This window comes from Brevundimonas mediterranea, from assembly GCF_011064825.1.
GTDB lineage: Bacteria > Pseudomonadota > Alphaproteobacteria > Caulobacterales > Caulobacteraceae > Brevundimonas > Brevundimonas mediterranea_A.
Genome location: NZ_CP048751.1, coordinates 111,356 through 134,956, shown reverse-complemented (window position 1 = coordinate 134,956; position 23,601 = coordinate 111,356). Strand labels below are relative to the sequence as shown.

Annotated in this window: 20 protein-coding genes; 16 read left to right on the top strand and 4 right to left on the bottom strand. The window is 69.0% G+C overall.

What is annotated here, in order from left to right:
* Positions 1-200: 200 nt before the first annotated feature.
* Positions 201-1,442: an acyltransferase family protein gene (locus GYM46_RS00695; protein ID WP_232216224.1), complete on the bottom strand. Its 1,242-nt coding sequence runs from the start codon at positions 1,440-1,442 to the stop codon at positions 201-203.
* 131 nt (positions 1,443-1,573) lie between these two features.
* On the opposite strand from GYM46_RS00695, the gene GYM46_RS00690 reads away from it, so the two are divergent.
* On the top strand, positions 1,574-2,395 hold the full coding sequence (locus tag GYM46_RS00690; RefSeq protein ID WP_164952573.1) for a LytTR family DNA-binding domain-containing protein: 822 nt from the start codon (positions 1,574-1,576) through the stop codon (positions 2,393-2,395).
* Here the strand turns inward: GYM46_RS00690 and ligA are convergent.
* Positions 2,392-4,722 (bottom strand): NAD-dependent DNA ligase LigA, encoded by a 2,331-nt coding sequence (ligA, locus tag GYM46_RS00685; RefSeq protein WP_008264039.1) that lies wholly within the window; start codon positions 4,720-4,722, stop codon positions 2,392-2,394. The two genes, GYM46_RS00690 and ligA, sit on opposite strands and share 4 nt — an antisense overlap.
* 75 nt (positions 4,723-4,797) lie before the next feature.
* Between ligA and GYM46_RS00680 the strand changes: the two genes are divergently transcribed.
* From GYM46_RS00680 to gspM, 15 genes are all read left to right on the top strand, one after another.
* On the top strand, positions 4,798-5,757 hold the full coding sequence (locus tag GYM46_RS00680; RefSeq protein ID WP_008261354.1) for a M28 family peptidase: 960 nt from the start codon (positions 4,798-4,800) through the stop codon (positions 5,755-5,757).
* The gene (locus tag GYM46_RS00675; RefSeq protein ID WP_008261711.1) at positions 5,757-6,266 is read left to right on the top strand and encodes a hypothetical protein; all 510 of its coding nucleotides are present in this window, start codon (positions 5,757-5,759) and stop codon (positions 6,264-6,266) included. Before GYM46_RS00680 ends, GYM46_RS00675 begins: the two co-directional genes overlap by 1 nt.
* 270 nt (positions 6,267-6,536) lie before the next feature.
* A complete protein-coding gene (locus tag GYM46_RS00670) occupies positions 6,537-8,063 on the top strand; it encodes a hypothetical protein (RefSeq protein ID WP_008263633.1) in 1,527 nt (508 codons plus the stop codon).
* Positions 8,064-8,138: 75 nt separating this feature from the next.
* Positions 8,139-10,793 carry a TonB-dependent receptor domain-containing protein gene (locus tag GYM46_RS00665; protein ID WP_040350012.1) on the top strand — a complete coding sequence of 885 codons (2,655 nt, stop codon included), beginning with the start codon at positions 8,139-8,141 and terminating at the stop codon, positions 10,791-10,793.
* Between the two features lie 237 nt (positions 10,794-11,030).
* Positions 11,031-11,828, top strand: a complete 798-nt coding sequence (locus GYM46_RS00660; RefSeq protein ID WP_008262500.1) for a type II secretion system protein N — start codon at positions 11,031-11,033, stop codon at positions 11,826-11,828.
* Positions 11,825-13,981, top strand: coding sequence for a type II secretion system secretin GspD (gene gspD / locus GYM46_RS00655; protein ID WP_008259455.1), 2,157 nt, complete (start codon positions 11,825-11,827; stop codon positions 13,979-13,981). Before GYM46_RS00660 ends, gspD begins: the two co-directional genes overlap by 4 nt.
* 4 nt (positions 13,982-13,985) lie before the next feature.
* Positions 13,986-15,482, top strand: a complete 1,497-nt coding sequence (gspE, locus tag GYM46_RS00650; protein WP_008261443.1) for a type II secretion system ATPase GspE — start codon at positions 13,986-13,988, stop codon at positions 15,480-15,482.
* Positions 15,482-16,699 (top strand): type II secretion system inner membrane protein GspF, encoded by a 1,218-nt coding sequence (gspF, locus tag GYM46_RS00645; RefSeq protein WP_008262104.1) that lies wholly within the window; start codon positions 15,482-15,484, stop codon positions 16,697-16,699. The genes gspE and gspF overlap by 1 nt, the downstream gene beginning before the upstream one ends.
* Before the next feature lie 13 nt (positions 16,700-16,712).
* The gene (gspG, locus tag GYM46_RS00640; protein WP_008263479.1) at positions 16,713-17,162 is read left to right on the top strand and encodes a type II secretion system major pseudopilin GspG; all 450 of its coding nucleotides are present in this window, start codon (positions 16,713-16,715) and stop codon (positions 17,160-17,162) included.
* Positions 17,131-17,595 carry a GspH/FimT family pseudopilin gene (locus GYM46_RS00635; RefSeq protein ID WP_083793347.1) on the top strand — a complete coding sequence of 155 codons (465 nt, stop codon included), beginning with the start codon at positions 17,131-17,133 and terminating at the stop codon, positions 17,593-17,595. The genes gspG and GYM46_RS00635 overlap by 32 nt, the downstream gene beginning before the upstream one ends.
* Positions 17,588-17,995: a type II secretion system minor pseudopilin GspI gene (gene gspI / locus GYM46_RS00630; protein ID WP_083793348.1), complete on the top strand. Its 408-nt coding sequence runs from the start codon at positions 17,588-17,590 to the stop codon at positions 17,993-17,995. The genes GYM46_RS00635 and gspI overlap by 8 nt, the downstream gene beginning before the upstream one ends.
* Positions 17,992-18,603: a type II secretion system minor pseudopilin GspJ gene (gene gspJ, locus GYM46_RS00625; RefSeq protein WP_008260305.1), complete on the top strand. Its 612-nt coding sequence runs from the start codon at positions 17,992-17,994 to the stop codon at positions 18,601-18,603. Before gspI ends, gspJ begins: the two co-directional genes overlap by 4 nt.
* Complete coding sequence (gene gspK / locus GYM46_RS00620) at positions 18,600-19,586, top strand: type II secretion system minor pseudopilin GspK (RefSeq protein WP_008263980.1); 987 nt, start codon at positions 18,600-18,602, stop codon at positions 19,584-19,586. The genes gspJ and gspK overlap by 4 nt, the downstream gene beginning before the upstream one ends.
* Complete coding sequence (gene gspL / locus GYM46_RS00615; RefSeq protein WP_008261180.1) at positions 19,583-20,701, top strand: type II secretion system protein GspL; 1,119 nt, start codon at positions 19,583-19,585, stop codon at positions 20,699-20,701. Before gspK ends, gspL begins: the two co-directional genes overlap by 4 nt.
* On the top strand, positions 20,698-21,171 hold the full coding sequence (gene gspM / locus GYM46_RS00610; RefSeq protein ID WP_008259418.1) for a type II secretion system protein GspM: 474 nt from the start codon (positions 20,698-20,700) through the stop codon (positions 21,169-21,171). The genes gspL and gspM overlap by 4 nt, the downstream gene beginning before the upstream one ends.
* A 7-nt stretch (positions 21,172-21,178) precedes the next feature.
* On the opposite strand, the gene GYM46_RS00605 is transcribed toward gspM, so the two are convergent.
* Positions 21,179-21,946, bottom strand: coding sequence for an acid phosphatase (locus GYM46_RS00605; RefSeq protein WP_008260297.1), 768 nt, complete (start codon positions 21,944-21,946; stop codon positions 21,179-21,181).
* Between the two features lie 30 nt (positions 21,947-21,976).
* Entirely contained in the window at positions 21,977-23,563 is a 1,587-nt protein-coding gene (locus tag GYM46_RS00600) for an alkaline phosphatase D family protein (protein ID WP_008260426.1), read from the bottom strand.
* Positions 23,564-23,601: the final 38 nt, after the last annotated feature.

The following is a 23,601-nucleotide window of genomic DNA, read 5'->3' as shown; positions in this document are numbered from 1 at the left end:
GTCTATTTCGTCTATTTCGTCTATTTCCGACGTCCAAAGCCGTTGCGTCAGGATGTCGGATCGCGATGTCAAAGACCTGGGCGAGATCATAGGCCCGTCGGCGAACGTGCTGGGTTGGCGGCTTGAATCATTTTCAAGCCACTGATCCCTCGACGGTTTTCCTGCGGAATTAGGAGGGCTGGGCGGTCCCAGCCCTCGCATCAGGCGGGCGACCGCGCGGTTCGCCCTTCCTTCTGCGGCTTCACCCCCAGCAACAGGCCCAGCCATCCGATCCGGCGCGCGATCTCATAGGCGAGGAGGCAGCCCAGGGCGGTGATCAGGATCAGCAGGCCGGCCTCCAAGCCCAACGGCAGGTGGAGCGTGGCCAGATTATAGGCCGCCACGACCGTCACGGTCTGGTGGACGATATAGAAGGGGAAGACGCCCACCGAGAGATAGCGCAGGGCCGGGCCGCCCCGGTTCAACCGTCGTGCGCCGAAGCCCAGAATGGCGGCGATGAAGCCCGCCTGATCCAGCGCATAGACGATCCGCATCGCCTGCCTGAGCGGCTCGGACGGATTGACGTCGCCGCGATAGACCCAGGCATAGGTCGCCCAGGCCGCCCAGCTGCACAGGGCGATGATCAGGGCCGGCCAACGCATCCGCATCAGGGTCTGACGCGCCTCTTCGGACCGGGCGATCAGATAGCCGAACAGGAAGGCGCCGAAGCTGAGGGCGTGGTTGTACCAGTCGTCGGTCAGGGCATGGGTGATCTCGAACCGGGGCGCCAGGAACCAGCGGATCAGGATCAGATACAGGATCGGCCAGACCACCAGACCCCATCCCCGAAAGACCCGATCGCCCGCCGCCTGAAGGGCGCGCCGAACGGTCGGCAAGGCGATCATCGCCGCCAGCAACAGGCTGTAGGGCAGCAGATAGGCGATGAACCACAGGTGGTTCCACGTCGGCGTGGTCAGGCAGCCGTCGGCGTCGCACCAGTGGCCGGTCGAGGTGACGTAGCGCAGCCAGAAGTCCTTGAGCACCAAGCTGTGCGCCGGGTCGGCGATCCCCAGGCCCTTCGCCGCTTCGAGGATCTCGTAATAGCTCTGGGGCGGCACGATCACGAACATGCCGAACAGCAGCGGCGGCAGCAGGCGCAGGATGCGCGATCCGGCCAGCGCCCATCCGCTCTGGCCGCGCGCCTCGAACCCGTCCGCCAGAAACCGGGTCGCGCAGCCCGAGACCAGAAACAGCAGGGTCAGCCGCCACGGGCTTGTCATCAGCATGATCGGCTCGAGCGCCTCGATCTGACGCGGACTGTTCACATGCCAGTCCCAGGGCACATAGAACATGCCGACGTGATAGAGGATCAGCAGCATGAAGGCGCCGACACGGATCCAGTCCAGATCGTATCGTCTGCCCTTCATCGCGGACGGCGACACGAGCGGGGGCGGAACAGACATGCGAGAACTCCATGGCGAATGATGCAGGGCCCGTCCTCGCGGAACGACGGACGGGTCAGCAATCGCCCGGGGCTGTGCGGTCGTCTGGCCGGGACGACGCCGGGGTCGCGGGGACGAACGGCGCGCGTATCGTGACGAGCGGATGGGCGCGTATAACGCGACGGCTGAACGGTCGTGACCTATGGCGCTGCGCCCTGGCGGCCCTGGCCTTTTCGCTGATCAACACGCCGGTCAATGTCCTGACGGCCCAGGCGGACAATCCGGATGTATCGGCCTGGAAGCCCATGGTCTGGGAGGTGTCGAGCGCCATCACTCTGATGGCGGCGATCTGGATTCCCTGGCTGGCCGCCAGTCTGGCGCCGCCGGACGAGGCGGCGGGCGAGGGATGGCGGCCCAAGGCGCGGTTCGCGGTGATCCATCTGGCGGCGCTTCTGGCCTATTCAGCCCTGCACGTCAGCGGCTTCGTGGCGTTGAGGAAGCTGGGATACGCCGTCATGGACGCGGGCGCCTATCAGTTCGGCGACCGGTTCGGCTATGAACTGCGCAAGGACCTGGTGACCTATGTCCTGCTGGTCGGGGGCTTCCTGCTGACCGCCTATCTGCGGCGGCGGCGGGACGAACCGGTTCGGCCGGTCAGTTTCGACATCCGCGACGGCGCACGCATCATCCGAGCGCCCCTGGGCGACATCCTGGCCGTCAGTTCGGCGGGGAACTATGTCGAGTTCCTGCTGGCGGACGGGCGGCGTCCGTTGATGCGCGCGACCCTGGCGGCGGTCGAGGCCGAACTGTCGAGGTTCGGCTTCGTGCGGGTCCATCGCTCGTGGCTGGTCAATTCAGAGCGCGTCACCGGCCTGCAACCCGACGGCTCCGGCGACTGGACCGTGGAACTGGGGGCGGTCAATGCGCCCCTGTCACGCCGCTATCCCGCCGCCCTGGCGACGCTGCGGGGCTAGCCGATCAGGGCCAGCCATTCGTCCTCGGTCAGGACCTGAACCCCGTGCTTCTCGGCGTCCTTCAGCTTGGAGCCGGCGCCGGGGCCGGCGACGAGGTAGTCGGTCTTTTTGGACACGGAGCCCGAGACCTTGGCGCCCAGGCTTTCGGCGCGGGCCTTGGCTTCGTCGCGGGTGAAGCGTTCCAGGGCGCCGGTGAAGACCACGGTCTTGCCGGCGACCGGGGTGTCGGACTTGGGCCGTTCCGCGTCGAGGATCTGGGTCAGCTCGGCCTCCAGCGCGGCGACGACCTGAAGATTGTGCGGCTCGTGGAAGAAGTGGGCCAGGGCCAGGGCGGCGACGGGGCCGACGCCGGTCACGCCGGCGATCTGGTTCAGGATTTCGGACGGGCCTTCCTCGCGCGCCACGCGGGCCAGTTCGACCAGGCCGGACCAGTCGCCCGTCATCGTCGCCAGAGACCGGCGAGCGGGGGCGGCCATGCCGGGGAAGGCCTGGCTGATCTTCATGTCCATGGTCGCCTCGGGCCAGGGATCGGCGGCGGGGGGCGTCGCCTCGGCCATCAGGGTCAGGACGCGGGGCGATATGGCGTGGGCGCCGGCCAGGGCGGTCCAGGCGTCGGACGGCACGCCCGAGGCGGCCTGGAGACAGGCGGCCTTCAGCGCGGGCCAGCTCTCGAAGGCGCGGGCCAGGACGATGGAGGTCTGTTCGCCGATGTCGCGTATGCCCAGGCCGAACAGGAACCGGTCCAGCGAGATGACGCGACGGGCGTCGATGCCGGCGACCAGGTTGCGGATGCTGGTCTCGCCATAGCCGTCTTCGCGTTCCAGCTCCTTCAGCCGCGCCTCGTCGCGCGCCAGGCGGAAGATGTCGGCCGGTTCCTTGATCCAGCCGCGCGCATTGAAGGCGGCCAGCTGTTTCTCGCCGAGGCCCTCGATGTCGAAGGCGCGGCGGCCGACGAAATGTTTGAGCCGTTCGACGATCTGGGCGTCGCAGATCAGGCCGCCGGTGCAGCGGCGCTTGACCTCGTCGCCCTCGCGCACGGCCTCCGAGCCGCAGACCGGGCATTTGTCGGGGAAGACGTATGGAACGGCGTCGGCGGGACGCAGGTCGGGGACGACGCCCAGGATCTGGGGGATGACGTCGCCGGCGCGTTGCAGGCGGACGGTGTCGCCGATGCGGACGTCCAGACGTTCGATCTCGTCTTCATTATGAAGGGTGGCGTTCCTGACCACGACCCCGCCGACGGTGACGGGGTGGAGCCGAGCCACAGGCGTCAGGGAGCCGGTGCGGCCGACCTGGATGTCGATCCCCTCCAGCACCGTGGTCGCCTGTTGCGCCGGGAATTTGTGGGCGATGGCCCAGCGGGGGCTGCGGGCGACGAAGCCCAGGCGGCGCTGCCAGTCGAGGCGGTCGACCTTGTAGACCACGCCGTCGATGTCATAGCCCAGGGTCGCGCGGTCGCGTTCCAGTTCGCGATAGACGGCGATCAGGCCCTCGGCGCCCTCGACCCGGCGCGAGCGGGCGTTGACGGGGAAGCCCCAGGCCTTGAGCTTTTGCAGGGCCTCCCACTGGGTCTCGGCGAAGTCGCTGGAGTGTTCGCCCCAGGCGTAGGCGAAGAAGTTCAGCGGGCGTTTGCCCGTGATCCGGGCGTCCTTCTGACGCAGGGAGCCGGCGGCGAAGTTTCGGGGGTTGGCGTAGGTGCGGCGGCCCTCGGCCTCGGCGGCGGCGTTGAAGGCGGCGAAGGCGGCGTTTGGGGCGTAGACCTCGCCCCGGATCTCGATCCGGTCGGGCCAGTCGTCCCCGGCCAGGGTCTGTTTCACATCGGCGATGGTGTTCAGATTGGCGGTGACGTCCTCGCCGGTGCGGCCATCCCCTCGTGTGGCGCCGAGGGTCAGCCGGCCGTCGACATAGAGGAGGTTGGCGGACAGGCCGTCGATCTTGGGCTCGGCGACGAAGGCGATGGGTTCGTCGGAGGGCAGTTTCAGGAAACGGGCGATCCGGGCGACGAAGTCGCGCACCTCGCCCTCGTCGAAGGCGTTGTCCAGCGACAGCATGGGCACGCCGTGGCGGACCTCGGCGAACTGGCTGGAGACGGCGGCGCCGACCTTGTGCGACGGGGAGTCCGGGCGGACCAGGTCGGGGAAGGCGGTCTCGATCGCCAGGTTCCGGGCGCGCAGGGCGTCGTAGTCGGCGTCGGAAATCTCGGGCGTCGCCTCATTATAGAGGGCGTCGTGGCGGGCCATCTCGGCGGCCAGCCAGGCCAGTTCTTCCGCCGCCGTCTCGGCGGTCAGGTCTTCGACGGGCGGGAAGGGGGGAATCGCGCTGGACATGTCGTCGTCTCATTACCACGGGCTGACGCCGGGCGATCCGCACGCTAGGCTGAATCATCGTTTACGGAGTCGTCCATGCTGTCCGCCGCCGCCCGATCCCTTCTGCTCGGCGGATGCGCCGCCCTGGCCCTGAGCGGCTGTGTCGAGCCCATCAGCCCGCCGCCGCCCGCGCCGATGCCCGCCGCCGACTATGGCTCGCTGCTGGACGATGTGCGGATCCTGTCGGCCGACGACATGGAGGGGCGGGGAACCGGCACGCCGGGCGGGGAGCGGGCGCGGGCCTATTTGGTGGCGCGACTCGAGGCGCTGGGCGTCGCGCCCGCGCCGTTCGGGCGGCTGCAGCCGTTCGAGGGGACGGGGCCTTCGCCGCAGGGGCCTGTCACCTATCGCGGGGTCAATGTGCTGGGCCTGATCCCCGGAACCCGGGTGGGCGACCGCTATATCGTGGTCAGCGCCCATTATGATCATGTCGGCATGCACGACGGCCAGATCTACAACGGCGCCGACGACAACGCCTCGGGGGTCGCCACGATGCTGGAGCTGGCCAAACGGCTGAAGGCCCAGGCGCCGGAGCACAGCGTCCTGCTGGTCGCCTTCGACGGGGAGGAGCGGGGGCTGCTGGGCGCGCGCGAGTTCGTCAAGGCGCCGCCCGTGCCCCTGTCGTCCATCGCCCTGAATCTGAACTTCGACATGACGGCGCGGGCCGAGACCGACGGGCATCTGTGGGTCACGGGCACATACCAGCACCCGAACCTGCGCCCGATCCTGGAGCCCCTGCCGGCGGTCGGCCCGGTCAGTTTCGCCTTCGGCAAGGACACGCCGCAGGACGAGGGGGAGAACAACTGGGTCTCGGCGTCGGACCAGGGCGCCTTCCACGACAAGGGCGTGCCCTTCCTCTATATGGGCATCGACTATCACCCCGACTATCACCGCCCGACCGATGACTTCGAGCGGATCAGGCCTGAGGTCTTCACTGCGGCGACCGAACTGGCCATCGCCGGCTTCCGCGCCCTGGACCGTTCGCTGGATCGGTGATGCGGCGTCTTCTGGCGCCAGCCCTGGTCTGTCTGGCGGCGCTTGCGGCTTGTGAGCGGCGCGACACCGCCCCGGCGTCCACGGCGACGGCGCCCGCCGCCACGGCGTCCTTCCGGCATCGGCTCGAAGGCGACATCTCGGGCGACTATCGGCCGGTGTCCGAACCGACACAAGGCTGGCGGGTCGAAAGCCTGTTCATTGGCCAGGCCTCGGCCCTGGAGGCGTGGGAAGCGGCGCAGAGGGGCGGCGCACCCCTGATCCTGACGCTGTCGGGGCCGGACGGCCCGGTGCAGATCACGCCGCGCGCCTATGACCTGACCGACGAGCGCCTGCATTTCGTCGGCGTCATGCCCGATGGGCGACAACTCGTTCTGGACGCCCGCATCGATCCCGGCGCACTGGCCACCGCACGCCGCAATCTGGGCGACCGCACCCCGGTGATCACCGGCGCCGTGACGGTGAAGGGCCACAGGATCCCGTTCAGCCTGGGCTGGTGGAACGGCGACTGATCGGGCGAAGCTCGGCGTCTGCGCCTCTGCAACCACCGACAGCAGACGTATTCGATGTGGCGTATTGATCGGAGGGCAGATCAATCGTCGCAAAACAGATTCTATTTCTCCGCAAAACCTCCGCCGAACCTTCATGCCGAGGCGCATGCGCCGTCACACAGCATCCCTAATGACTGGAGCCGGGCAGGAGGGACGATCACGTCATCGCGGCCGGGCATGAGCTCGGTCGTCCCCTGTCATAGCTCTTTGACCAGACACGGTGGACTGACGATGACCGGCCTTCAGCTCAAGACCCTTCTCGTGACGGCGGCCAGCGCCCTCGCGCTCGCCGCCTGCGGCTCCGCCGAGGTGGCTTCGCCTGGTGAAGGCGATTTCGGCAACGGCGGCGGCGGCACGCCGACCACGCCGACGACGCCGACACCCGGCACCCCCGCCGCCGACTGCCCCACCGGCCTGACCAATGTCGGCACCATCGCCAACGGCACTCTGCGCGTCTGCCAACTGCCGACCCAGGTTCTAGGCAACCTGACCCTGTCGGTTCGCGCAGGCACCATCTACGCGATCAGCGGCCGCACCGAAGTCGGCACCGACCGTGGCGTCGATCCGGCCTCGACTACGGGCACGCAGGGCATCCTGACGATCGATCCGGGCGTGCGGGTGTTCGCCTCCAACGGCGGCGACTATCTTCTGGTCAATCGCGGTTCGCAGATCTTTGCCGAAGGCACCGCCACCAACCCGATCGTTTTCACCAGCCGCCAGAACGTCGAGGGCACGACCACGCCGACCTCGCAAGGTCAGTGGGGCGGCATCGTTCTCGCGGGCCGCGCGCCTGCGGCTAACTGCCAACTGACCGCGCCGGTCACCTGCACCGGTCAGATCGAGGGCACCAACGCCTTCTTCGGCGGCAACACCCCGGCCGATAACTCTGGCCGCCTGCGCTACATCCAGATCAAATACTCCGGCTTCGAAATCGCGACCGGCAATGAGCTTCAGGCCCTGACCCTGGCTGGCGTCGGCTCGGGCACGACTCTGGACCACATCCAGTCGTACAACAGCTCGGACGACGGCATCGAAATCTTCGGCGGCAACGCCAATCTGAAGCATATCGTCATCAACGGCGCCGACGACGACGGCCTGGACACCGACACCGGCTGGCGCGGCGGCGCCCAGTTCGGCATCGTGACCCAGCGCGCCCCGAACTCGACCAGCCGTTCGGCCGGCTTCGAGTTCTCGTCCGCCCCGACATCGACGCCCTACCTCTCGCGCTACCTGTCGCAGCCGAGGATCGCCAACTGGACCCTGGTCGGCCGTAACTCGCCGACAGACGCCCACACGGTCATGCACTTCGACACCGGCACCAACCCGAACCTGATCAATATCGTCGCCACCTCGACGACGGGCTCGGTCGCCGGCTGCTTCGACATCGCCGACGGCGACACCCAAACCAGCTTCGACAGCGGTTCGACGCCGTCGCTGCGTTCGATCTTCATGTCCTGCTCGGTTTCGTATCGTCCGGCCAACGTCGCCCGCTCGACGGCGGTCTTCACCAACGCCCGCAACACCAATGTGACGGCGCTGGGGACCTCGACCCTGACCGCTCCGGCCTCGGGCACGACCATCACCAACCAGAACCTGGCGTTCATCAACGGCGCCAATGAAAACGCCGTGACGGCGGTTGATCCGAAGACCGTCTACGGCTTCTTCGACAGCGTGACCTACATCGGCGCGGTGCGGAACGCTCAGGACACCTGGTGGCAGGGTTGGACCTGCGGCCTGACCTCCGGCTCGACCTGCTGACGATGACAGTTCCGGCGGCGACCATGAGGTCGCCGCCGGTTCTTCGCGTTTCCTGACCCCTTCAAGGCGCAGACCATGAATAGACTTACTCTGACCCTGAGCGGGGTCCTTCTCGCCACCAGTGCGCTGATCGCGCCCGGCCTGGCGTTCGCCCAGACGGCCCCGACGACTTCCCCGACCGCGCAGACCCCGGCCGAACAGGTCGAGGAACAGGCGACCGAAGTCGGCGAGATCGTCGTCCTGGGCCGTTATATTCCCGAACCCAACCGCGAGAGCTCCGAAGTCGCGGCCTTCCTGACATCCGAGGACCTGGAGCGCACCGGCGACAGCAACGCCGCCGCCGCCCTGACCCGCGTGACCGGCCTGTCGATCGTCGAGGGCCGGTTCATCTACGTCCGCGGACTGGGCGAGCGTTATTCTTCGGCCCTGCTGAACGGTTCGCCCCTGCCCAGCCCCGAGCCGCTGCAGCGCGTCGTGCCCCTGGACCTGTTCCCCTCCAGCATCCTGGACGGCGTGACGGTTCAGAAGACCTATTCGCCGAACTTCCCCGGCGAGTTCGGCGGCGGCGTGATCGATCTGCACACCATCGACGCCCCGAACGAACCCTTCTTCAACATGAAGCTGTCGCTGGGCGGAAACACCGAATCCACCGGCAAGGAAAACCTGATCTATTACGGGTCGCGCACCGACTTCACCGGTTTTGACGACGACACCCGCGAAGTGCCCGGCGCCATCGCCATCGCCTTCGACCAGGGCAAGCAGATCAACAGCGCCAACTTCACCGCCGACCAACTCCAGACCATGGGGCAGTCGCTGGTCAATGCGCCGCTGCGCCTGCTGCAACGCGAAAAGACGCCGATCGACGGCGGTGTGGAACTGGCGGGCGGCTTCTCGCAGGACACGGGTTTCGGCACCCTGGGCCTGATCGCCGTCGCCGGATACGACAACAGCTGGCGCGCCCGTGGCGGCGTCCAGGAAGAGGGCCAGTTCCAGGGCGAAGTCCTGGTGCCGGTTTCAACCTATGACGTCGACTCGAACCAGAACGACATTCGCCTGAACTTCCTCGGCGGTCTGTCGCTGTCGAACGCCGACCACGAGGTCAAGTGGACCAACCTGTACGTCCGCAACACGACCAAGGAAGCCCGCTCGGTGGCCGGTCCGGACTTCGACGCCGGCGGCAGCGTCATCCGCAACGACTATACGGAATGGTTCGTGCGCCAGCTTTGGAGCAGCCAGCTGGCCGGCGAACATCAGTTCATGGATGGCGCGCTGGAGATCGACTGGCGCGCGGCCTATGCCAAGACGTCGCGGGACGCGCCCTATGAGTCGCGCTTCCAGTACGGCGTCAATGCGAACGGCGACTACATTCACAACGTTCAGGGCAATCTGATCTCGTTCAGCGAACTGGACAACGATATCGTCTCCGGCGGCGTGGACGTGGCCTACACCCTGCCGCTGTCCTCGGCGCGCGAAGCCGTCATCAGCGCGGGCGTCGCCACCCTCGACAACAACCGCGAAGCCAGCCGCCACGATCTGCAGTTCGAAGCCGTCAACGGCCTGACCGATAGCCAGCGCCTGTCGCGCATCGACTATCTGTTCTCGGACTACAATATCAATCCGACGACGCTGCAGCTGCGTGAAATCGCCGGCAGCAACGGCGCCAGCGCCTATGACGCCGAGCTGAAGGTCAACGCCGCCTACGCCATGGTCGATGCGGAAATCATCCCGCTGGTCCGCACCACGGTCGGCGTCCGCTTCGAAGACGGTCAGCAGAGCGTCACGCCGCGCGACGTGTTCGGCGGAACCTCGACCTACGAGGCCACCGAGATCGAAGAACAGTATTGGCTGCCTTCGCTGACCGCGACCTGGAACTTCGCCGAGGATCAGCAACTGCGCTTCGGCGTGTCGCAGACGATCGGCCGTCCGCAGTTCCGCGAACTGGCGCCCCAGGCCTATACCGATCCGGAAAGCGACCGCATCTTCATCGGCAACCCCTATCTGGTGGACACCGAACTGCTGAACCTGGACGCGCGGTACGAATGGTACTTCGCCCGCCAGCAGTTCATCACCGCCGGCGTCTTCTACAAGGACATGGACAAGCCGGTTGAATCCGTCATCGTCGAAGTGGGCAACCAGCGCCAGCAGTCGTATCTGAACGCGCCCAAGGCGACCATCATGGGCGCCGAGGTCGAGGTGAAGAAGTATTTCGAGTTCCCCGACCAGACCATGAGCTTCATCGCCAACAAGCGTTGGCTGGTGCAGGCCAACTACACCTACTCGGACTCCGAGGTTAAGGTGGGCGAGGGCGACACCGTCCTGACCCTGGGTGGGGCAGGTGCGCCGGAACAGGCGTCCTTCTTCATTCAGGACGGCAGCCGTCTGCAAGGCCAGTCGGACCATGTCGCCAACCTGCAACTGGGTTGGGAAGACGATACGGCCCGCTCGCAGGCGACGATCATCGTCAACTATGTCAGCGACCGGATCACCGCCCGCGGCGCTGGCACCGGCGCGAGCCGCGAGCCTGACTTCATCCAGGAGCCCGGCGTGTTCCTGGACTTCGTCTATCGCAAGGACTTCACCGTCATGGCCCGCGACATGGGCTTCGCCCTGGAACTGCGGAACCTGCTGGGAACCGAGTTCGACGAATACCAGGAACGGGGCAACAAGATCCGGGTCAACAACTACGACCTGGGCCAGAGCGCCTCGGTCAGCCTGACCGCCCGCTTCTGATCTTTGGAACAAGTGACGCGTTGCGACCGGGAGGCCTCGGCCTTCCGGTCGTTTTCGTTACTGAATGATCCGTATGGATCGCATCTGTCACCAGATGTTCTTCGTGTCTTCACACTTCGGTGCGGCCCGCATACGGACGATTAGTCTAGATCGCGGGATGGCCGTCGGGGTCGGAACAGGCATGGCGTCGTGATCGCGGCTATCCGTAGTTTTAACGTCTCTTCGGTGGCCGACCGTATGCGTCGTCTGCCGCTGCGTCGCATCGTCGAGGTCGTGCTGATCCTGCTGCTGCTGGTTCAGACGGGGCGGCTTGTCTGGCTGTTCGCAGGGCCTCAGCCGAAGCTCGAACCGGCCGGTGCCACGGCCCCGGCGGGGCCGGTGGACATGAGTATTCTGTCGCGTTTCGACGCCTTCTTCCGCACAGGCGGGCAGGGCGCCCTGGCCGGCGCCTCGGGCGCGGACGCCAGCCAGATGCGGCTGTTCGGCGTGCGCGCGGGCGGCGTCGGCGGCGGATCGGCCATCATCGGTCTTGCGGACGGACGCCAACTGTCCGTCGGCGTCGGCGAGGAGGTCGAGCCCGGCCTGGTCTTGCAGTCTGTCGGGTCGGATTTCGTCACCCTGGCGCGCGGCCAGTCCCTGAGCCGTCTGGAGTTCGCCGACACGCCCGCCGGGGCCGCTGCGCCGCCCCCGCCGCCGTCGACACCCCAGGTCGTGGCCCCGCCGACCGCCGCGCCCGCCTCGTCTCAGGGCGTGGTCGTCGATCCCCAAAGGCTGATGGCCCAGGCCGCGCTGCGGCCCCGGATCCAGGGTCTGGGCGTCAACGGCTTCACCGTCTCGTCGGCCGGCAATGCGTCCGAGCTGCGCAGCGCCGGGCTTCAGTCGGGCGACGTCATCCTGTCCGTCAATGGCGTGGCGCTGAACAGCCCTCAGGCCATCGGCGCCCTGCGTGGCCAGCTGGCCAGCGCCCCGTCCGCCGACATCCAATATGAGCGCGCGGGCGAGACGCGCACCACCACCATAAGGACGCGTCCATGACCGCCTCTCTGCGCAATCGCCTGAAGCGTTCCGGCGTCGGCGCCCTCGCCGCCGTCCTGGCCCTGCAGGCCCCCCTGGCCGCCGCGCCCGTCATGGCCCAGGAGGCGCGCCAGACCCTGAACGTCCAGGGCGCCGACATCCGCGCCTTCATTCAGGACGTGGCCCGCACCACCGGCCGCACCTTCATCGTCGATCCGGCCGTGACTGGGACGGTGACGGTGACCAGCGATCGGCCGCTGGGCCGCGCCCAGATGTTCGAGGTCTTCCTGTCCACCTTGCGGGCCAACGGCCTGGTGGTCACCCCGACCCAGTCGGGCGCCTATCGGATCAGCCCGGCCCAGGGCGCGGCCCAGGGGCCCTCCACCGTCGGGGCCGAGCGGTTCTCGACCGAGGTGTTCCAACTGCGCAACATCGACGCAGCCTCGGCCGCCGAGACGATCCGGCCGCTGGTCGGGGCCCAGGGCCAGGTCCTGGCCAATCCCGGCGCCAACAGCGTGGTTGTCGCCGATTTCGCCGACAATCTGGCCCGTATCCGCTCCCTGATCGGCCGGATCGACGTGGACCGGTCCAGCTATGAGGTGGTGGCGCTGGAAAACGCCTCGGCGCGCGAGATCGCCGGGGTGTTGCAGCAGGTGATGGCGGCGCCGAGCGGCGGCGGGCAGGGGATGGTCACCGTCACGGCGGTGGAAAGCTCGAACTCCATCGTCCTGCGCGGCGACGGCCAGGCCCTGGCCCGCGTGCGCGGCCTGATCCATGACCTGGACGGCCGTTCGCGCGCCAGCCAGGACGTGAACGTCGTCTTCCTGGAACACGCCAACGCCGAGCAGCTTCTGCCGGTGCTGCAGCAGGTGGTGGGCCAGCCGGTCACGGCCTCGACGGGCGCGAGCCAGGGCTTGCGCACCGCCCCGACCGGATCGACGAACGGCGCGTCGAGCGGCCTGTCGCGCGCCGCCTCCAGCCTGGGCGGAGCGGACGCGGACCGCGGCGCCATCGGCTCGTCCACCGTCACCGCCACCGGCCAGCGCGCCACCATCGCCCGCTTCCCTGGCGCCAACGCCCTGGTCATCGCCGGGCCGGCCGACATGCAGCGGACCCTGGCCGACGTCATCCGGCGGCTGGACGTGCGCCGCCAGCAGGTGCTGATCGAGGCCATCGTGGTCGAACTGAGCGACAACGCGGTGCGCGAGCTGGGCGTCCAGTGGCTGTACGGCGGCGAGAACGGCGTCGGTCTGACCAACTACACCGCCAACGCCACCCCGCTGGTGAACATGGCCGGCGGCGCCTATGCCGGGCAGCTGGACAAGGACGATCCGCTGCGGGAACAGCTACAGACCCTGGCCCTGAACAGTCTGGTGGGCGCCAACGGCTTTATCGGCGGCGCCGGGGTCGAGGTCGGCGACGGCCTGTTCGGCTTCATCATCAATGCGGCCAAGACCGACAAGGGCTCCAACCTGCTCCAGACCCCGTCGATCATGACGCTGGACAACGAAGAGGCCACCTTCCTGGTCGGACAGGAGGTGCCGATCACGACCGGCCAGACCCTGCTGGACGGCAATTCCAACCCCTTCACCACGACCGACCGCAAGGACATCGGCGTTCGGCTGACGGTCAAGCCGCAGATCAACGCCGGCGGCTCCATCACCCTGACGCTGCGCCAGGAGGTGTCGGCGATCAACGGCGGGCTGACCCGTGGCGCGACAGACCTGGTGCTGGACAAGCGCGAGCTGCAGACGACCCTGGTGGTCGATGACGGCGACATCGCGGTCGCCGGCGGCCTGCTGGACCAGAACGACATCATCTCGACCGACAAGATCCCCGGCCTGGGCGACCTGCCGGGCGTCGGCGCCCTGTTCCGGTCGAACAGCCGTCAGCGCGGGCGGACCAATCTGATGGTCTTCCTGCGTCCCACCATCGTCCGCACCCGCGAGGAGGCTCAAGGGCTGGCCGCCGATCGCTGGGGCTATATGCGCGACCAGCAGCAGGCGGTGCAGCCGGATCGCGAGCCCAGCCTGGACGCCCTGGTGCGGGACTATATGCGGACCCAGGCGCCGGCCGCCCCGGCGACGGGCCAGCCGATGGTGATCGCCCCGACTGGCGTGACCGCCCCCGTCGCCCCGGTCGAGGTCGCGCCCCTGCCGCCGACCGGAAACTGATCCCATGATCACCCTGGTCAGCCCCAGCCTGCCCTATGGATTCGCCAAACGACACGGCGTCCTGCTGCTGGACGCCGGCGAGGTGGCGCGGGTGGGTCTGCGCGAGGGGGCGGATCCCAAGGCCCTGATCGAGGCGCGGCGCGTCCTGGGGCGCCCCCTCGCGGTCGAAGCCCTGAGCCAGGCGGCCTTCGACCGCCAACTGTCCGAGGTCTATGCCGGCGACCATCTGGCGGCGACCGACGGCGACGATCTGGACATGCCGGCCGGGCTGGACAGTCTGATCGACGACATCCCCGCGGCGGCCGATCTGCTGGACACGGCCGACGACGCGCCGGTGATCCGGCTGATCAACGGGATCATCGCCGAGGCGGTGCGGACCGGCGCCTCTGACATCCACCTTGAGACCTATGAGAACGCGCTGCTGGTGCGGATGCGGATCGACGGGGTGCTGCGCGAGGCCCTGAGCCTGAACCCGCGCATCGCCCCGCTGCTGGTGTCGCGCATCAAGGTCATGGCGCGGCTCGACATCGCCGAGAAGCGCGTGCCGCAGGACGGGCGCATCCCCCTGGCCCTGGGCGGCAAGACGCTGGACGTGCGGGTCTCGACCCTGCCGTCGCGCGGCGGCGAGCGGGTGGTGATGCGGATTCTGGACAAGGATCAGGCGGGCCTGACCCTGGACCGTCTGGGCATGGCGCCCGACGCCCTGGCCGCCTTCCGCGCCGCCCTGGCCGAGCCGAACGGCATCATCCTGGTCACCGGGCCGACCGGCTCGGGAAAGACCACCAGCCTGTACGCCGGCCTGGCCCTGCTGAACGACCAGACGCGCAACATCCTGACGGTCGAGGATCCGGTCGAATACGCCATCGACGGCGTCGGCCAGACCCAGGTCAACACCAAGGTCGGCATGACCTTCGCGGCGGGCCTGCGCGCCATCCTGCGCCAGGACCCGGACGTGGTCATGGTGGGCGAGATCCGCGACGTGGAGACGGCGGGGGTTGCGGTTCAGGCCGCCCTGACCGGCCACCTGGTCCTGTCCACCGTCCACACCAACGACGCGGCGGGGGCGGTGACGCGGCTGCGCGACATGGGGGTGGAGCCCTTCCTGCTGGCCTCGACTCTGCGGCTGATCGTGGCCCAGCGGCTGGTGCGGCGGCTGTGCGACCACTGCCGCACGCCCGAGATCGCCGACAAAAAGACGGCGAAACTGGTCGGCGCCAAGGCCGGGGTGCAGGTCTGGCGTCCGCACGGCTGCGCCCACTGCGGCAATACCGGCTACGTCGGCCGGGTCGGCCTGTACGAGGTGCTGAAGATCGACGATCGCGTGCGCCGGCTGATTGCAGCCGAGGCGGATGAGGACGCCGTGATCGCCGCCGCCTTCGCCGGGGGCGGAACCCTGACGGAACGCGCCCGCGCCCTGGTGCTGGACGGCGTGACCTCGGTCGAGGAGGCGGTCCGCGTCGCCCGCCAGGAGACGGCGACCGATCCGGCGGAGGCGGCCTGATGGCGGCCTTCGACTATGTGGCCGTCGATGCGGCGGGGCGGACGGTGTCCGGCGCAGTCACCGCTTCGGACGAGGCGGCGGCGCGCGGCTGGCTGACCAAGCGCCGGCTGATGCCGCTGGAGCTGACGCCGGCCCGGATCGCGCCGCGTGCCGAGCGGACGGGCGGCGCCGGCCGGGGCGACCGCCTGAACGCCAAGACCCTGGCCCTGACGACGCGCCAGCTGGCGACGCTGATTTCGGTCTCGCCGATCGAAGAGGCCCTGCGCACCCTGGCGCTTCAGGCCGATCGGCCGGTGGTGCGGCGGGTGCTGGAAGGCGTGCATGCAGGGGTCATGGAGGGGCGTCGCCTGTCCGACGCCATGGCCTTGCAGGGCCAGGCCTTTCCGCCCCTGTACCGGGCCATGGTCTCGGCCGGGGAACAGTCGGGCGCGCTTCAGCCGATCCTGGAACGTCTGGCCGACGGGCTGGAGCGGGACCAGCAGGTGCGCGGCAAGGTGATCACCGCCGTGGTCTATCCCAGCGTCCTGGCCGTGGTCGCTCTGGGCGTGATCGCCATTCTGATGACCTTCGTCGTGCCCAAGGTGGTCGATCAGTTCGAGAGCATGAACCAGACCCTGCCGCTGTTGACGCGACTGGTGATCGGGGTGTCGGACCTGATGCGGAACTGGGGCTGGCTGTTCCTGCTGCTGCTGGCCGGGCTGATCGTCGCGGGCGTGGTCGCGCGACGCCGACCCGAAATCCGCCTGCGGATCGACCAGGCGATGCTGAAACTGCCGGTCCTCGGCCGTCTGACGCGGGACCTGCATGGGGCCAGGATGGCGCGCACCCTGTCGACCATGATCGCCGCGGGCCTGCCGGTGCTGGAGGGCCTGACCATCACCGCCCGCACCGTGTCCAACATGGCCCTGCGTCAGGCGACTGAATCCATGGGCGAGGCGGTGCGCGAGGGCGGGGGCCTGTCGGCGGCCATGCGCCGCGCCGACGTCTTCCCCCCGCTGCTGGTCTATATGACCGCCTCGGGCGAGAGCAGCGGACGGCTGGAGCCGATGCTGGAACGCGCCGCCGACTATCTGGAACGCGAGTTCGCGACCTTCACCGCCGTGATGCTGAGCCTGCTGGAGCCGGCCATCATCGTGGTCATGGGCGGGGTGGTCGCGATGATCGTCCTGTCGATCCTGCTGCCCATACTTCAGATCAACACCCTGGCGATGGGGTGAGGAGAGTTTAGTGATGACGTCAGAAAATCAGAACAAGCGTAAGAAGCGTCAGGGTTTCACCCTGGTCGAACTGATGGTGGTCATCGTCATCATCGGCCTGCTGGCGACCGTGGTGGCGCTGAATGTCCTGCCCAGCCAGGACCGGGCCATGGTCGGCAAGGCCAAGGCGGACATCTCGGTTCTGGAGCAGGCGATCGAGACCTATCGCCTGGACAATCTGAACTTCCCCACCGACCAGCAGGGGCTCGAGGCCCTGGTGTCCGCGCCGGCCGGCCTGGCCCAGCCGGAACGCTATCGCCAGGGCGGCTATGTGCGTCGCCTGCCCGAAGATCCGTGGGGCAACCCCTACCGCTATCGTCGCCAGAGCGCGCACGGCCAGCAGTTCGACGTCTTCTCCCTGGGGGCGGACGGCAAGGAAGGGGGCGAGGGCAATGACGCGGACCTCGGCAACTGGCAGGGCTAGGCTTCAGCGTCGCCGTACTGGATTCACCCTGGTCGAGCTGATGGTCACGGTGGCCGTCATCGGATTGGCGGCCGGGGCGGTCGCCCTGTCCTTGCCCGATCCCCGCCCGGCCGTGGGTCTGGAGGCGGAGCAGTTCGCCGCCCGGCTGTCGCGCGCCCGCGAGGAGGCGATCCTGACCAATCGGCCGGTGGCGGCGGATGCGGACACCGCCGGCTACGCCTTTTCCAGTTTCGACGGCGCCGTCTGGACGCCGCTGAACGGCGTCTTCATCGCCCGCACCTGGGGCGAGGGCGTCGCGGCGCCGGCGGACCCTGTGCGCATCGTCTTCGATCCCACCGGCGTGGCCGACCCCGCCCGGGTCCGCCTGACCCGCGACAACCAGTCCCGCACCGTCACGGTCGACGGCGCGGGCGAGGTGTCGATCCATGATTGATTCCGTTCCAGCAGCGCGTGGTCGTCCGGCCGGCGGCAGGGCTCGATACGCCCGCGCCGGGTTTACGCTGATCGAAATGCTGGTGGCCCTGGCGGTGTTCGCCCTGGCGGCCATGGCCCTGTTGAACCTGTCCGGCGAGAGCACCCGTTCCGCCGTGCGCGTCGAGGTGCGCACCCTGGGCGGTCTGGTGGCCGAGAATGTCGCGGCCGAGGCCATGATCGCGCCCAGCCTGCCGGTGGGCGAAGTCAGCGGCGAAACCCAGATGGCCGGCCGCGTCTGGCGCTGGCGTCGCGTCGTCACCGGGACCGAAGTCGCCGGCATGGGCCGGATTGACGTGCGGGTCTTCACCGACGAGGGCCAGGTGGCGGACCGCGTCCTGTTCAGGGCGGCCGGGGCATGAGGGCGCCGCGCACGAAGTCACGGGAGGGGCGGGCGGGGTTCACCCTGGTCGAGGTCCTGGTCTCGCTGGCCATCTTCGCCCTGTTGGCCGGGGCCGGCGCCCTGGTGCTGAGCCAGACCATCGACGCCAAATTCGCCATCCGCGCCGAGACCGACCGCATCGGCGATCTGCAACGGACGCGCGCCCTGCTGAAGGCCGATCTGGCCCAGGCGTCGCCGCGTCGCACGCGCGGCCCGACCGGCCGCCCCCTGCCGCGCGCCCTGATGGGTCAGGAGACGCCCGGCGATCCCATTCTGGTCCTGGTTCGCAACGGGTGGTCCAACCCGGACGCGGCGCCGCGCCCGTCGCTGCAAAGGGTCGAATACCGGGTGGTCGAGGGGCGGCTGGAGCGGCGCGTCTCTCCCTATCTGGACGGCGCCCGCGCGGGACCGCCCCAGGTTCTGTATCGCGGGGTCAAGGACGCGACCGTGACCTTCATCCTGAACGGATCCGAGGCGCCGGCCTTCATCTCGACCAGCGACCGGCCGCTGCCGGACGCGGTGCGGATCGTCATGACCCTGGACGGTTTCGGCCGCCTGGATCAACTGTTCCTGGTCGCCGCCGCATGAGACGGCTGCGGGGATCGCGCGAGGGCATGGCCCTGCTGACCGTGCTGCTGCTGGTGGCGGTGATGGCGGTCGTGGCGGTCGCCATTCTGGACGACGTGCGCTTCTCGGTGCGCCGCACCACCAACGCCGAGACCCAGGCTCAGGCCCAGTGGTACGCCGCCGGCGCCGAAAGCCTGGCGCGGAGCCAGATCGCCGACCTGGTCAAGATCGATCCCGCCCGCACCCCGCTGGAGCCGCGCTGGAACGGCCGGGTGCTGGAGTTTCCGGTGGAGGAGGGCGCGATCCGCGCCGTCGTCACGGACGGCCAGGCCTGTTTCAACCTGAACAGCCTTGTCTTCGGCCAGAACGAGGACCTGTTTCCCCGCCCCGAAGCCACGACCCAGTTCGTCGCCCTGGGCGCCGCCCTCGGCTTGTCGCGCGCCCGGATGGCCGCTGCGGCCGCCGCCCTGACCGACTGGATGGACAATGACGCCGAGGCTTCACCCGGCGGGGCCGAGGATGCCCGTTACGCCGGCCTGTCCACGCCGTATCGCACCGGCGGCGTCATCCTGGCGGACGTCAGCGAGATGCGGGCGGTCGCCAATATGGACGACGCCCTGTATCGGCGGCTGCGCCCCTATGTCTGCGCCCTGCCGGCGACCACCCAGACGACGCTGAACATCAACACCCTGAGCCCGGCCGAGGCGCCCCTTCTGGTCATGCTGACGCGCGGCGCCCTGGGGCTTCAGGGCGCGCGCGCCGCCATCGCCGCCCGCCCGGCGCTGGGCTGGTCCAGCGTCGACGCCTTCTGGAGCCAGCCGGCGCTCAAGGGCTTCACGCCCGATGATGAGACGCGCGGGCAAGTCACGCTGTCGACGCGCTATTTCGATCTTCGGGTCGATATCGACTATGGCGGCGCCCACGCCGTCCGCACCGCCCTGATTCACGCCGCGCCGGACGGCGGCGTGCGTACTGTCATTCGCCGCTGGATCCCTGAAGAATGAGCCAGACCCGTATCGTCATCATCCCCCCGGCGGCCTCGATGCCGGCGCCCTTCCTGACGTTCGACGCCGGGGGACGCGTGCTGCAACGCGGCTCGCTGCTGCTGGAAGACTCGGCCGCGACGCTCGATGTCCGCACGGTGGCCGTCGCTCCCGGCGCCGATGTCCTGGTGCGTTGGCTGGACCTGCCGGTCGGCGGGACGGCCCAGGTGCGGGCGGCGGCGCGCTGGGCCTTGAAGGATGATCTGGCCGGCGATCCCGAGCGCACGGTCGTGGCCCTGGGGCCGGTCGTGGCCCTGGGGCCGGTCGCGGGCGAGGGGCCGCGTCTGGTCGCCGCCGTGGGCGCGGGTCTGCTGGAGGCGTGGATCGACTATCTCGCCGCTCTGGGCGTGACCCCTGTCGCCGTAGTGCCCGACTGTCTGATCCTGCCAGCGCCGGCCGACGACGCTCTGAGCGCCGCCGTCTTCGGGACCGACATGGGGCTGCGCGGCGCGCATTTCGCGGCCACGGTCCAGTCCGATCTGGTCGAGGCGGTGGCGGGCGGGCGCCCCCTGATCCGCATGGACGATCCCGAGACGCTGGAGCGGCTGCTGGCGGCCGCAGCGGCGGCGCCGGCCGTCGATCTGTTGTCGGGCCTGGAGCGCAAACGCGAGGTTCGGGCGGGCGGCTGGCGGCTGGCGGCCGGTTTGGCGGCGGCTCTGGTGGTGTCGCCCCTGATCCTGACCCTCGCCGTCGGCGCGCGCGATCAGGTCGCCGCCGACCGGGCCGAACGCCGGACCCTGGCCCTGATCACCGAAACCATGCCCGACGCCGCCCGCGCCAGCGATCCGATGGAGGCGGCGCGTCGCCAGATCGCCGTGGCCCCGCCGCCGGGCGGCCTGGCCTCGGTCAGCGCCGCCCTGTTCGCCGCCGTGGAACAGGTCGAGGGCGCGGAACTGGACAGTCTGAGCGCCGATCCCGGCCAGGGGGTGCGCGCGACCGTCAGCTATCCGGCCTTTTCGGACCTGGAGACCTTGCGGACCGCCCTGGCCGCCTCGGGCCTGTCCATGTCCGACGCCTCGACCGTCGAGGACGGCGGGCGGGTGGTCAGTGAAATCATCGTGGGAGGCGCCGCATGAACGGCCTGATGTCTCAAGCCGCCGCCTGGTGGGACGGCCGCACCCTGCGCGAGCAGCGGATGCTGACGGTGATGGGCCTGGCGATCGCCGCCGTTCTGGTCTGGCTGCTGATCGTTCGTCCGGCATGGGCCTGGCGGGCCGATGCGGCCGAGGCGCGAGCCGTGGCCGAGGCCGATCTGGCCCTGGTTCAGACGGCGACGGGTCGCATGGCGAGGACAGACGCCGCCAGCAGCGACGTCGATGTCGCGGCGGTGGTCGCAGAGGTCGGTTCGATCACTGGGGTGACGCCGGTCATGGGCATGTCGCCGGACGGCGGCCTGGGCTTCAACCTGACCAATGTCTCCAGCACGGCGGCCTTCGGCTGGTTGGCGGCCCTGCATGACCGCAAGGTCGAGGCCACGACGCTGAACGTCGTCGAAAACGCCGATGCGACGATCAGCGTCGAGGGCGTGCTGGCGCCCTCGACCTGAAGCCGGATCAGGGCCGGGCGGCGCGCAGGGTCTGGAGTTCGCGCTGGGCCTGGATGAAATCCGCCTGGAAGTCAGGGTCGGCCTTCAGGCTGGCCACCAGGGCGGCGCCGACGATCCGGCCGGCCTCGACGTCGCTGGGGTAGTGGACGCCGCAGATCACCCGGCTGTCGCCATAGGCTAGGCCGCGCGCCAGGATCTCGTCAGCTTTGTCCGGCGCCATTTCCGACAGGACCAGGGCCCAGGCCCAGCCCAGGGCGGCGTGGCCCGACGGATAGGAACCGCTGGCCGTCAGCCAGGGCTGGGGCGCGATACAGGTGGCCGCCGGCTCGGCGACGAAGGGCCGGGGGCGGCGGACGCCCTTCTTGACTGGGGTCTGGATCGTTTCCAGGTCGCCCAGCATCCGGCCCAGCAGACGGGTCAGGGTCGGCACGCGCTCGGGGTCGAAGGTCACGCCCAGGGCCGGGGCGAAGACACGCGGGGCCGAGGGGGTCTCGATCTCATTGTCCGCCTGGGCCATCGCCCAGCGCGCACCGCCCTCGAGAGCGCGGGTCGAGCGATAGGTCTCGATATCGGCCTGTTCACGCAGGGATCCGGCGGCGGGCGGCGGCGGCAGGAACCGGGCGGCGTTCGGCGCCGCGTCTGCGGACAGATAACCGTGGGGATGATCCTGGAAACCGGTCCAGAACACCGGCGCCGTGTCCGGTGTCGCGGCGCAGCCGCTCAGGGCCAGACACAGGACCGCCAGGCCGCGACCGGCCGAGGAAAGAAGGGGCATTTAGACTACGCTTATCAGACTGTGGGGAAATCAGGCGGCGACGGCGCCGGGACGGCCGTCCTCGACCACCCAGCTGTTCAGGGTCGAGACCGCCGCATGGGGATCGCGTACGTCCGAGATGGCGCGATAACGGGTGTTCATCCGGTCGCGGTCCATGTCGATGGACATATAGCCCCGCACCCGGCTGTCGAAGAATTTGATCTGCGGGTTGTTCGGCATGTTCGCCATCAGGGCGTCATAGGGCGGGCCGGACGACGAGATCGAGGTGCCGACGAATTCGGTCGCCACCGTCGCGGATGACGGATCGGCGCTGACCCGCTTGACGTCATTGGTCCAGAACGAGTGGTAGTCGCCGCTCAGCACCACCGGATTGCGGGGCTTCAGCGTCGCCAGGGCGTCGGTCATCCGGTCGCGGGCGACGGGATAGCCGTCCCAGGTGTCGGTCCAGTAGCGGGTCTCGGCGTCGCCGTTTCCGAACCTCAGCCCCGCCATCACAAGATCCTGGCCCAGGATGTTCCAGCGCGCCTGCGACCGGGCCAGGCCGTCGTACAGCCAGCGTTCCTGTTCGAAGCCCAGGAAGGTGCGGGCCGGGTCCAGCCGGTCTGGGCAGGCGGCGTCGGTGACCACCTGGCCCTTGCCGCCGTTGACGCCGTCGGCGCAGGCCTGTTTCGAGCGGTACTGCCGGCCGTCCAGCATGAAGAACTGGGCCAGCCGGCCATAGCGGACGCCGCGATAGATCGGCATCTGCAGCCGGGCGTCCAGCCGCGTGCGGCGAATGGGCATGGCCTCGTAGAAGGCCTTGTAACCGGCGGCGCGCCGCAGCAGGAAATCATTGGGCATGACGCCGGGCGTCTTGGACCAGACGCCGGAATAGTCGTCCTGAATCTCGTGGTCGTCCCACACCGCCAGACAGGGGGCGACGGCGTGCAGCCGTTGCAGGTCCGCGTCCGTCCGGTGCAGGGCGTACCGGTTGCGATAACCCGCCAGGGTCGTCGCCTCTTCCAGTCCGTAGGGCCGCACCACATTGGCCGCCTGGGCGCCCGTGCGGGTGTATTCGTAGATATAGTCGCCCAGGAACAGGGTCAGGTCCGGCGCTTCGTCGGCCATATGGCCATAGGCGCTGAAATAGCCCGACTCCCAGTTCGAGCAGGAGGCGACGGCCAGACGCAGGCGGTCGATGTCGGCGTTCGGGGCGGGGGCGGTGCGGGTGCGGCCGACGGGGCTCTGCTGACCCTGGGCGGTGAACCTGTACCAATAGGGGCGGTCGGGGCGCAGACCTTCGACCTCGATATGCAGGCTGTGGGCGTCGGCGCGATCCGCCACGGCCTCGCCCGAGGCGACGATGCGGTTGAAGGCCTCGTCCGCCGCCACGTCCCAACGCACGGCGACCGGGCCGCCCATGCCGCCCAGGCCGTCCGGCGCCACCGGATCGACCGCCAGCCGCGTCCACAGGACGAAACCATCGGGGGCCGGATCGCCGCTGGCGACGCCCAGCGGGAAGACATAGGCCCCGCCCGCCTGGGCCTGAGCCCGGCCGAAACGCAGCACCAGGGACGCGGCGACCAGGCCGCCCAGCAGAAGGCGGCGGTTCATCGGAAGGGTGGGCTTCAGCAGCATGGGGGGCTTTCCAACGGGAGCAACGGATCGGGCGGACC